At 36.0% G+C, this 12,358-nt stretch carries 10 protein-coding genes; 1 reads left to right on the top strand and 9 read right to left on the bottom strand.

Translation table 11 applies throughout. The annotated features are described in order from the left end of the window. On the top strand, window positions 1-1,000 hold a 1,000-nt coding region (locus LI241_RS11100; protein ID WP_226897117.1), incomplete at its 5' end, for a transposase. Between the two features lie 331 nt (window positions 1,001-1,331). Here the strand turns inward: LI241_RS11100 and LI241_RS11095 are convergent. The 9 genes from LI241_RS11095 to LI241_RS11055 form a co-directional block, all read right to left on the bottom strand. Then, window positions 1,332-2,657, bottom strand: coding sequence for a fibronectin type III domain-containing protein (locus tag LI241_RS11095; RefSeq protein ID WP_117548107.1), 1,326 nt, complete (start codon window positions 2,655-2,657; stop codon window positions 1,332-1,334). Between the two features lie 25 nt (window positions 2,658-2,682). Further along, window positions 2,683-5,310 (bottom strand): transglutaminase domain-containing protein, encoded by a 2,628-nt coding sequence (locus LI241_RS11090; protein ID WP_020990848.1) that lies wholly within the window; start codon window positions 5,308-5,310, stop codon window positions 2,683-2,685. Window positions 5,311-5,405: 95 nt separating this feature from the next. Beyond that, the gene (locus LI241_RS11085) at window positions 5,406-7,196 is read right to left on the bottom strand and encodes a hypothetical protein (protein WP_008979194.1); all 1,791 of its coding nucleotides are present in this window, start codon (window positions 7,194-7,196) and stop codon (window positions 5,406-5,408) included. A 12-nt stretch (window positions 7,197-7,208) separates the two neighbouring features. Next, on the bottom strand, window positions 7,209-7,550 hold the full coding sequence (locus LI241_RS11080; RefSeq protein WP_008687026.1) for an EamA family transporter: 342 nt from the start codon (window positions 7,548-7,550) through the stop codon (window positions 7,209-7,211). Then, on the bottom strand, window positions 7,543-7,896 hold the full coding sequence (locus tag LI241_RS11075; protein WP_008687025.1) for a hypothetical protein: 354 nt from the start codon (window positions 7,894-7,896) through the stop codon (window positions 7,543-7,545). Before LI241_RS11075 ends, LI241_RS11080 begins: the two co-directional genes overlap by 8 nt. Window positions 7,897-7,914: 18 nt before the next feature. Beyond that, window positions 7,915-8,847: a glycosyltransferase gene (locus tag LI241_RS11070; RefSeq protein ID WP_008687023.1), complete on the bottom strand. Its 933-nt coding sequence runs from the start codon at window positions 8,845-8,847 to the stop codon at window positions 7,915-7,917. A 13-nt stretch (window positions 8,848-8,860) separates the two neighbouring features. After that, window positions 8,861-10,150 (bottom strand): ATP-grasp domain-containing protein, encoded by a 1,290-nt coding sequence (locus tag LI241_RS11065; RefSeq protein ID WP_008687021.1) that lies wholly within the window; start codon window positions 10,148-10,150, stop codon window positions 8,861-8,863. Then, complete coding sequence (locus LI241_RS11060; RefSeq protein ID WP_227151286.1) at window positions 10,150-11,412, bottom strand: ATP-grasp domain-containing protein; 1,263 nt, start codon at window positions 11,410-11,412, stop codon at window positions 10,150-10,152. The genes LI241_RS11065 and LI241_RS11060 overlap by 1 nt, the downstream gene beginning before the upstream one ends. 6 nt (window positions 11,413-11,418) lie before the next feature. Beyond that, window positions 11,419-12,351 carry a ketopantoate reductase family protein gene (locus LI241_RS11055; RefSeq protein ID WP_227151285.1) on the bottom strand — a complete coding sequence of 311 codons (933 nt, stop codon included), beginning with the start codon at window positions 12,349-12,351 and terminating at the stop codon, window positions 11,419-11,421. Between the last annotated feature and the right edge of the window lie 7 nt (window positions 12,352-12,358).

Raw genomic sequence — 12,358 nt, 5'->3', positions numbered from 1 at the left:
GAAACTTCCTGAATTTCTTTCTGTTGACGAAGTTCATATTGATATCTCTGAAAATGAGAAATATGCCCTAGTACTTATGGATTTCGCTTCCGGGCAGATCATAGATATCCTTCATAACCGCTGGCAGTCAACCGCAGAGGATTATTTCCTTTCAATTCCTTACGATGAAAGAAAGAATGTAAGGTTTATTATCTCTGACGCTTATAAGTCCTATATGGATTATCCTCAGCAGTTCTTTCCTAATGCTGTATCTGTTCTGGATTCCTTTCATGTAATCAAGTTCCTGACCAGTATGATTAACGACTATATCAATCTGGTGATGAAAAGCTATAAAAAGAAAGACCGTGAAGCTCTTGATCAGTCTAATTTTGAAACCAACCGTGATAATAAAACCATTAAGGAATCTCGTGAAGTTATATTGCTCAAAAAATATAGATGGGTTCTCCTTAAGAATCAGGATGATATTATTCATTCACACAGGAGATATTACCACAGATCTCTCGGTATCTATGCGGATACATATATGATCGAGAAGATGTTCCTTGAACTTGATCCCAGATTTCCTATGATCCTTGAAGCGAAAGAGAAATATATCAGTTTCAATAAAACATCCTTTGATTCTGAAGATGCTGTCATGTCTGAACTTAATAAATTGATAACTGAATTTAAGGCTTCCAGAAGCTATATCCCACGGAAATTTTCTGAATACCTTGATAAATACAAAAATGAAATTGTCCGCTCATTTACTGTTACAGAGGTATCACGGAGAAATGCCACAGACAGCGACCGTTATTACGCACGTCTATCCAATGGGCCAATGGAATCATTCAACCGGAAGCCGAAAGACTATAAGAGAAACTCTAGAGGCTTCTCTAATTTCGATTATACTAGAAACCGCATACTCTGGTCTACAAGAAATCATCCCGCAATAAGAAATATGCCAAAGCCTCAGGAAGAAATACACAGTTACAGAGGAAAAAAACGTGGAACTATAAAGTAAAAAACAATTAATAGATTGATAAAAACAAATAGAGCATAACCTAAAAAGGAATCAGCACTGTTTTTGCTGATTCCTTTTCTTTTTAACTTTAGGGGTCTTAAATTCTTTGTTTGTTTCCTTCATCCCCCTGAAGTTGCCCCCTAAATTTCTGGCGAAAACCCCTAAAAAATTTGATTACCCCAGTTCTACCTGCTTTTTTAATAGCTTTAATCTCTTATTCGTTTATCGGTTTCTTTCTCAAAACCACTTGTTTATTTAGATGACCCCAAAAAAGACAATGAGTGTTTAAACTCACTGTCTTCTTGATCTTTTCACTTTTTCTATTTCTTACTTATTTTGCCACTCCAGAGCGAATATCACTAAATGGAGAGAATACACGTTTTCCACTTACCCATTTGTAAGAACGAACTTTGTAATAATAACGTCTTCCAGAAGTAAGTGATGTACTGCGCTTATAAGTAGTATATTTGTCATACGTACCTAATAAAGCATATTTTCCATTTAAACTGCTTGCACGATACAGTTGATAATAAGAAGCTTCACCATCATAATTCCAAGTGATTGATAATGCCTTTCTTACTGACTGTGAAACTGTTAAATTCTTAGGTGCCTTTAACGATGGTGTTGCACTTACCACTGGACTAAATGCTCCCATGACACGTCTTTTATTAATTACACGATAGCCACGTACTTTATAATAGTATTTTGTACCTGTTTTTAAACCAGTGCTATACTTAGTATCATAATATTTATTGTAAACACCGAGCAGAGAATATTTCCCTTTTTCACTAGTCGCACGATATACCTGATAATAATCAAATGCATTATTTTGATCCCATGTTACCTTGATTTCTGTAGAACTCAATTTCTGTAATTTAACATTTTTTACTGTAGGTACTGTTCCTGCGGTCCAACTCAGCTTATATTTGCCGCCGTCATCCCATGAACCAGAGCTTACTTTTACATAATATACATTAGAACCACAGAATTCTAAAATTTGCTGATCAGGTGAAGCAGGTTTACCATATAAATAATCATAATCCAATGTTTCTGATAAATCTTGATTATAGACATTGATATCCATATCTTCATAAGCTGAGATACTTAATCTTACAAACTTAGAAGTTGTTGTAATTTTATACCAATCTTCTTTATCTTGAGTAGTTAATGCCCCAGTAATCGTAGCACCTTTATTTAATGTCATTGCGTGATCAAAGTCATTAGGTTCTATATCATTTGCCCCTAAAGAAGATATAGAAGCTTTAATTTGATATCTGCTGGCAGCAGATCTCTCATTATCAATTACAACTTTATAAGTACCTGGTGATACATAAGCTGTAATCACTTTTGTCACAGGTGAAGCAGCAGAATCAGTATAAGCATATACTGTGTCATATCGCTCAGATAAATCTGCAGAATAGTAAGACATGCTAACATCGCCATAAGACATACATGTCAACACCATTTTTGAAGCTTGACTTACTTTTAAATCATAAGTTACTTTTGCATTGTAACCTTTATCCGTACTGCCACTGATAAAAACATTTGATGTAGGCAGTGTTGCCGCATGTGTAACAATTAAATTTTCATTGCCAATGATGGTAACTGCTAATAATAGACTAACAATCCCTGCTAATAATCTTTTTACTCTTTTCATATGTTTCTCCTAATCCGTCGTCTAACTAAATTTTCACCTTTACTGGTGTGCTGAATGGTGAGAACACACGTGTTCCTTTTACCCATTTATAAGCACGCACTTTGTAATAATAGGTGTTTCCCTTCTTTAATTTTTTACTAGTACAAGTAGTTGTGTTTTTGTCATAAGTTGCCAACAATGCATATTTCCCATTCGCACTTGTGCCACGATATACTTGATAGTAGGTTGCCCCTTCAATTTTATTCCAAGTTATTTTAGCCGTTGTACTACTTGTCGCCTTAGCTGTTACTTTACTTGTTTTTGAAAGTACTGGCTTTCCTGTAATGACACTGCTAAATGGTGAGAATACACGTTCTCCTTTTACCCAGCGATATGCACGTACTTTATAATAATACGTATTGCCGGTTAATAAAGATCTGGAAATGGAGGATGTCGTTGTACTGTTATATACACCTAACAACGCATATTTCCCCGTTTTACTTGTACTGCGATAAACCTGATAATATGTTGCGCCATCTGTTAATTTCCAACTGATCTTTAACGTAGTAGAAGTATTTGGACTTGCTTTTACATTGGTAGGAGCAGCAAGTTTTGGCGTTCCCTTTACAACATTAGAGAACGGTGAATATATACCTTTTTTATTTACAACTGTATACGCTCTGACTTTGTAATAGTATGTCTGATTGGTGAGTAATGCCCTACTCTTCATACTGAAGGTATTTTCATCATAAACACCTAATAACCTAAAATCTTTTGTAGCATTGGTAGAACGATATACCTGATAGTATTTTGCGCCTTCACTCTTTGCCCATTGAACGTTTACAGAAGTTGCTCCAGCAGAACTAGTTTGAATACCAGTAGGTGTTGCTGGTTTTGTCGTAACGCTGCTTATTGTGCTAAACATACTATATTCGCCATCTTTAAACGCGCGTACTTTATAGTAATATGTCTTGCCTGCAGATACAGCAGCATCACTAATCGTCGTTGTTGTATAATTTTTACGATTCACCAAACTATAAGTGCCATTGACAGAATCCGCACGATATACCTGATAGTATTCTGCACCAGCTACTGCATCCCAACTTACTTTCACTGTATTAGAAGTAGCTGTAAGAGCACTTAAAACCGGTGTTCCAATGCTCTTACTGGTAATGATTCTTCTTGGTGAATAGCTTGAATAAAGTCTGTCACCGCTAACCATAGCATAAGCTTTCACTTTATAATGATACTCTACACCTGGTTGTGCTGTTTCATCGATTAATGTCGTAGCATTTCCTTCAGCCACCTTGCTAAAAGTGCCAGTAGCTGATGTTGAACGATACAATGCATAACCATCTGCTCCCTTAACACTTGTAAAGCTAGCTTGGATTTTTCCCTCACCTAAATTTACAAGCGTTAAATTGTTTGGTGCGTCTGGTTCATCTTGATAAACCGTTGTACCATATGGATGTGCTTTACCAAAAGCAGAAGTAAGTGCATATTCAGCGTTCAAAGTATATCCTTGTGAAACAAATGTGTCATAAGGTTTTAATAATTTCTTATAAGTCATATCATTGGTTTCTTCATAATAGGTTGCTGCACCTGTGGCATCAAAGTTATACCACTTGCCATCCATAAGAACAAGATTCCATCCGTGCGCTATGGTGTCTTTCTTATCTTCTAAATAGAGATCACCATTCACACGTCTAGTTACTAAACCTAATTCTTTTAATAAACGATATGCTCCTAAAGTCTGTCCATAACATTGTGCTTCTTTGCGTACCAAAGAATCATAAGCAGTAATCATCAGATTTCCATTGTCAGGTCGAGGGTTATTGTTATAATGCAAATTGGTTGCTAAATAATCATAAACAGCTTTTGCTTTATCATAGTCTGATGAAGCCTGTGTAATACCATTATTGGCAAATGATGCTAGTATTTGTGAAACCTTTGCATCTACCGCTTCCTCTTCCTGTTTACTTGTATAATAATCAAGTTCAAATGTAAATGTATAAGAATTCAAGCTGCCTACTTTACCATCGATTCCAGTCGTTATACGAATCGTATTTGGTTTAATCGTATATCGTAAATAATCCCCTTGAGCAGCTGTAGCAGGATCTGCTTTTTCATCATCTGTCCTAGCCATCTCATATAATTCGTTTCCTAAGCCTGAAGGGAATGTCCCAGCGTTATAAATAAGGGAAATCTTTTTATTTCGCTTGACCATCTGTTCTTTGAGATAGTCTGCCGCCTTTGCCTTATTTGTAAATTCATTCGCTGCAGGATTACTAGCTACTGCTTTCACTGTAACTTCATTTGAATCGACTTCTTTGCCATTAACGCTTTCTCTGATCTTATATGTGTATTCTTTTCCAATCGTCAAATTTGTTGCATCAAGGAAAAACAACCCATATTTAGGATCTCTTTTTACCAAACCGTCATAATAGCCATCATCGCGTTTTCTCATAATCATGTATTCTGCATCCGTTGGATCACTCACACGATTGCTTGCTGTCCATTTCAATAAGATACCATTATCACGATCTGCTTTAGCTGTTAAAACCGGTGTAGCAGATGCTGCATGTACTGTCATGAATGTTGTTGGAATCAAGGTCGAGACTGATAAAACGAATGCACATACTAATACCATAAACTGCTTCATTTTACTCTTCATACTATTTCTCCTTTCAATGTTCTATATGCTCAATATCAATTCTTCACTCCTTTCTGTTTTATTGATGAGAAAGGTTACACCTCTCTTTGCATCTACTATTTATGTGAATCCTTCTTTTTTGAAGTTTCCGCTGCTGAAAATTTATAAACTGTTATGCCTTTGGTGTTTTCACCAAATCGCTTAATCTCTTTCACTTTCACCTTATGTTTTGTAACCCGTTCAATATTCATTTGTGCTACTTCAACATAAGTCGGATTTGCCGATGTGAAATAGATATTTTTTTTCAAAAGATCTTCCCAATACAAGGATGTCAAGCCATTCTTTTCCAATTGTTGATAATACAATTCTGAGAATGTATAGGAACCGCCGGCGACCATCGTATTAATTGGTTTTTCATTAGGATAAACAACGAATGGATTACGATTTACCGTTCCGGCAGAGAAATCATAAACATAAAAATGCTCAGGATTCTGTATTGCGTATTGTTCGAAATTCTGAAACTGTTCAGAAGTGGCTTCCGTATTTGTTTGTGTAGCTGCATAATCTTTATCTATATAGACCATATAAATACCGCCTACACTTACTACAAGAGTTATAGCAAGCATTGGTTTAAAGACCTTTTTATAGGATACATCCAGCCAACGCAGAAACATCGTCATCATAAACATGAAACAAGGAATCAGTAAAGACTGATAACTTCTTAATGGCAACCTGCCTTTAAATCCAAGATAAAGCAGTAATACGGCAAACCCGCCGCAGCAACATATGCTTACAAGTATATGAAACCATTGTTTCTCTTTTTTTGCAACCATTAAATTCAAAATCACGAAAATTAAAAATATACTGAGTAAGGAATATTGTACAAAGCTATAATCATATAAAAGCTCTCGTATATTCGTTACCGTTTTACTGAGTGCTGAATGCTTATTTGCCTGATACGCCTCTGTTATCGTTTTTAAAGAGGAAGCATTTATATTTTCATCCATATACAATAAACAAAGCGTTGCACGATACGTGCTATTATCCCATTGGACAGCATTATATAGCTTTTCATGTCCCTTATAAGGTGGATGTTGCCCGTAATCCATATACTTAACTCTATAGTCATTATACGTATTATATGCCTGTGTAATCTCGCTTTTATTTTTAATATACAAGCTTACAAAACGAACACCAAAGCAACTAATCACTAACGCGATTACAAATGTACAAATTTTTAACGTATGTAAATGTTTCTTCTTTTTCGTTAAATCCGGACAATACAGATAACATGTAGCAATCTGATAAACACAAGATAGTGCAAAGAAACACATGATGCTATACCAGGAAAGAGTACGCGTCATAAAGCTGAGCAATAATGCGATAAAGCAATATGCATATATGCATATCTTGGTACTGCGTTTATCAGAATGTTTCATTGATGCCATAACAACCACTGCTGATGTTCCCAAAATGGTCGATGTCACCGTAAATTGAATGGAAACTAGCGGAACCATAAAAATGAAAAGTAAACTAATGATCTGCGCACAGATTGGAAATGCAATCGACACCTTCTTATCCTTCGCCAGTTTATAAAAACATAAAAACATCACACTTTCCGATAGATACATCGCGAAAATATGATAAATCGTATACCACGGCAAAGATGGTAACAGCTTATATAATACCCCGATCGGTACACCTAGAAAATAATTGATAAAGGCTTGTTGTGGATACGCTTCCCCTGAAGCATATCCTGCCAAAGCATACATAATGCGTGAGTCGTCATTTGTCGCATAAGATACATCCGCTGTTAAAAGGACGATGGCATAACAAAGAAAGGTTAAGCCAAAGGCGAGTAACCATTTCCCTTTTCGCGAATTTATAATTTCTTTTATTTTCTCCATAACGGACCTACCTTATAATGAGAATACGATGATCCCTACGACCATGATGCCTAAACCGATTAGTTTCTTTCTAGAAGGAATTTCATGCAAGAAAATTCTGCTTACAAGCGCCACTAAAATAAAACTACAGGAATTCCAGACCGGTGCCATAGATACCGGAACTACTTTATGAGCAATTAAGGAACAAACAGTAGAAAGGAACATCATACCATAGCCAATAATTGTCAATACATTTAAATATTCATAAATCCAAGATTTATAATGACGCATTGCTGCTTTTTTCAAGATCAATTGGGAGAAAGTGGCAATTAAGATGCCAACCACCATGATGACATAATACCAGAACTCAGCCATTAGAAGTCACCACCGTATAAACGCCAACCATAATGATGGCAGATCCTATGATCATAGGAAGTGTGATTTGTTCATGGAAAATAAGACTTCCCATGATAATTCCCCAAATCATGGATACTGGACGATTGCTATATGCAGTAGATAAAGATACATGTTTTAATATCATCTGCCAAACAATTGCATAAATACCCAGAATAGCTAAAGATATACCAAAATATAATATAAATTCAAATGACATAAAACTTTCAAGTGCTGCCATTTTATTAAAAACACCTGAAAGTGAATAGAAAAATATCGCTATCTGTAAAATCAAGATTTGCCCGATCGTTATCTTTTTTTCTTTCATAAAACTCCTCCGTATCTGTTATTTCTTTTCCACATTTAAGGTTTCGCGTACTTCATATTGCGGCTGATTACTTAATGTCAGATACATGCGGCCGATGTATTCCCCCATCAATCCGATCATGATCATTAACAATCCACCGATAATCAATATTACTGTAATCAAAGAAGTGTATCCAACAAGAATCGAAGGATTTAATAATTTCCTTATGACTAAGATAATTCCTATAATAAAACCAATAGCCGAAAACAGTAATCCCATCATAGAAGACAGTTGCAAAGGTACAATCGAGAAATTAACCATACCGTTTAGCCAAACTTTAAAACGCTTCTTAAAGTTATACCCGGATGTCCCTTCCAATCTTTTTTTGTGTTCCAACTTTATGCTGGTGATTCTTCCGGCGATTTGATAAATATAGCCGAAAATGGAAGGAAACGGACTCTGATATTTTTTCAAACTATCTGTACACATCTTATTGATTGCAAAATAAGCTGAAGATACAGCACCTTTTGGACGTTTTCCCATTGCGGTATATACTTTGGCAGAGATTGCGCTTGTAAAACGATTCATAAACTTTGTCTGTTTCTGTGAAAAATCTGCACTTACCAGATCATAGCCTTCTTCAATCTTATCAACAAGATCAAATAAATGATCTATAGGATGCTGGCCATCATCATCCATGAAAACCGTACAATCTCCTTCAATATATGGAATGCTTGCCATACGAGCTGTTGCTTGCCCCCAATTACGGGATAAGTTTACCCCAACTATATTCTCATCTTCTTGACATAAGGAACGGATAACATCAAAAGTGTTATCCGGAGAACAGTCATTAACCAAAATAATCTGATAAGAATAGGATGGTCGCTGTGCTACTGTTTTCTTGATTTGTTCTACCACATAGGGCAATGTTTTGGCAGAGCGATAACATGGGATTGATACTGTAATTTTCATCTAATCAACCTTTCTAATCTAATAACAGCTTACTGTCAAAACCATCTAACAGCATGCTTTCGCCTTTATCATCCAAGACTTCAAATATCTCATAAACAGTGTCAATAGCTTTCGCCATAGTTACACGGTCTTCTGTTTTCAAAGTTACACGACATAATATCTGACGTTGTGTACCCATAAGTTTTTCCGTAATATCTTCACCACCGTAATACCATGGAGACACATCCACAATTTCTGGCAGCTTCCGTAATTCTTCTACACCGATGACCTTTTCCACATGCCCAGGTCTACCCAATAAGGACAATGTACAATATACATGATCAAAATCAGGCTTTGCTACTTTCGCAAGATCTGGTTCATTCATCTCTCCCGTTAACGCATGATGAATCATCATATCCATGGTACTAAAGCCGTTTTCTTCTTTTAACAAGTTGTATTGCTTCGCACCATTGAAACGATAGCCCATTTCATAAAAAGGACATTCATTTTCTGTCGCAAACCCTTGAATAAATAATGTACCGTTCTGTAATCCGATAGATTCAAACATTTCCACTACTTTCTGATTTTGCGTTTCCTGATAAAATTGCAAATGTTTTGATGGATAAATATAAGCTAATGGCAGTTTCATAAAATTACCATCGCTTTCACGCAAGTAGCGATCATGCATCGCCGTTAAGTAAACCTTTCCATTTTGAATAGCATAGCTAATGCCAATTTCATCACTGATTACATAGGTTTCAATAATAACACTGCCTGTTGGTGAATATGATTTTGCTCTTTCATAAGCAGCTAAAAAGGCTTCTTCATCATTACAAACAGAAATGCCTCCACCGCCACTTCCATCTACAGGTTTAACAATAACCGGATAAATCAGTGAACTGCAATCTATTCCTTCATCTGTTTCCTCTACATGGAATTCATGAACGACTGGTACATGATGCGTCCTACATAATTCCTTGAAATTATTCTTATTAGAACAGATATCCCATTGTTCCTTTGTACAATAGAAAGGTTTATTTAACCGTTTGCATAAAGCCATGGTCATTTCGATAGAAAACTCACTAGATCCGGTCATAATACCATCGGCTTTTACTTCTTTTGCTAATGCTTCCAATGCATCTAAATCAGCAGTACTTACGGTTTCAATCTGATCTGCAAAACGTTTTGCCGGAGTTAAAGTTACATCAAGATTTCCTGTAACAATCGTATAAACTCCCATTCTTTTCGCGAATTGTACTACATCGGCGGCAATTGGATTCACACCAGCCAAAACTAATAAACGTTTCCCTTTTAAATCATTCATCACCTTGTTACCTCCTCTTTGCGATAAGGCAAAATCATCTGTTCGCCATGTTCGTCATATACACGAAGTGTTTTTAAGATCCATTTAATTTTATCATATAAAAGATCACTATTTGCTGCCACTACATGGATACGCGCAAAATTTTGATCCAACGTCCCTGTGGAATCAATTCGATCTTGTTCAAAATGCAGCTGGTGCACATAAAGAATGGATGCATCCTGCTTAATTTCCTCAAGACCTTCGATTTTGCTGATTGTTCCTTTTTTCAATAGCGGTGATAGTTCACAAGCTGCACCTTGAAAGATCGAAGCTCTTGTATCTGTCACGCTCTTATTGCCAAATATTCCTTCTACCGCATATTGAATCATAAATTCTAGCGGATTATAATGTTCAAAATGTTCTACAAATTTATATTCCATGGTTGCATTTAATCGATAACCCATTTCATAAAAATAGAAATTATCTTCATCATAGAATGCTTCCATAAAAAATACACCCTGTTTTAGACCAAAGTTTTCAAACATAGCACATACCTTGTCATTCACTTTGGTGATGTATTTCTGTATATACTTAGATGGATGATGGAAAGCCACAGGTACTGGAGAGCCATCCTGATCATTGCGTGTAATACGATCAGATAATGACATTAATTTTACTTTTCCATTTTGCACAATATAATAAGCTTCAACATTTTTACCACGCATATATTTTTCAATGATGAGTTGCTTACTGATTGAATTCTCAAGTGCATATTCAATACCTGCTTTTAGCTCCAATGCATTTTGACAGATTGAGATTCCATGTCCGCTATAACTATCTACAGGCTTAACGATAACCGGATAATGAATGCTCGCATAATCTATGCTTTGTGTTTGGGAATCAAAAGAATAAGCCGGCACGGTAGGCACCTCATACTGTTCGCAAAGCTTTTTAAAACGCTTTTTATTTGAACAAATATCCCATTGCTCTTTGCTTGCATATACAGGCAGTCCCGCCTTTTCACAAAGCTCTATCATATTCTTGATATTAAATTCACTGGCGCCGGTAAATACACCATCGATATCATGCTCCTGAATGTAGTTGATCAAAGCCGGATAATCTGTCGTACTGATGATAACCGCGTGATCAGCTTCCTTTTTCGCAATGCCATCTTCTAAATAATCGGCAACAGTAACCTCAATGCCCATGTGTTTTGCCGTCTTCACCACATCGAGTGTTGACATCGTACCACCAAGCACTAATAATTTCTTTTGTTTCTTCATTGTATATCAGGCTCTTTCTACTGCATGTTCTGCTAAGTTAACTTGTTCACGTGCTTTTATGATATAATACAAGATTTCATTTACTGGTGTAGGCACTCCACACTCTTCTCCTAATTTAATAACGGTTCCACCAAAATAATCAATTTCTGTTTTTCTGCCAGCTTCTAAATCTTGTAACATAGATGTTTTCTTTTCTGGTGGATAGTTAATCAGCGTCGTAATCATATCTTCTTTATCCTTAGTTGTTAGATGAATTTCTTTTTTCTTTGCAATATCAACAATTTCTTGCATGGCACGATCTAAAGCGATTTGAATTTCTTTAAACTCGCCAAAATATTTGAATTTTGCTGAGGTTAACAAAGAAATCTGGTTGGCTCCGATATTAACCATCCATTTTCTCCACAACATCCGTTTCATATCTTCATATACATGATAATTGATATGGTTTGCTTCTAAAATATTGATAACTGTTTTTACATCTTCAGAAAAATGGATATTTTCTTCTTCTCCAAACTGAATCTCGCCCAACGTTTTAAATGTGATATTATCATCGGTACGATTTGCATCCGTACGCATGACGATACCATATAAAACCTTATTGTTTGGAAATGCCTCTTGTAAAGCATCTACTGCCGTAACGCCATTTAACAAGGATAAGATAATGGTATCCTCATCAATAACAGTTTTAATATCTTTAATTGCCGCATGCAAAGAATAGTTTTTAACTAAAACCATCAATAATTTAATTTTTCCATGATCTTCCTTGGTCGCAATATGTGGATGTAATACCTCATTATTAACGCGTATACCTTCTTTTTTCAAGCGCTCCGCACGTTTGCCGTTTGCCACAAAGGAAAACCTATGTACCCCATTTTTCATAAATACGCTGCCATAGGATGCGCCTACGGCACCAGCCCCGATAATTGCTACTTCTTCCATATCAATC

This window comes from Longicatena sp. 210702-DFI.1.196 (assembly GCF_020563125.1).
GTDB classification, from domain to species: Bacteria; Bacillota_I; Bacilli_A; order Erysipelotrichales; family Erysipelotrichaceae; genus Longicatena; species Longicatena caecimuris.
Note: the sequence above shows the minus strand (reverse complement) of the source record. Positions and strands in the feature narration are given on the sequence as shown.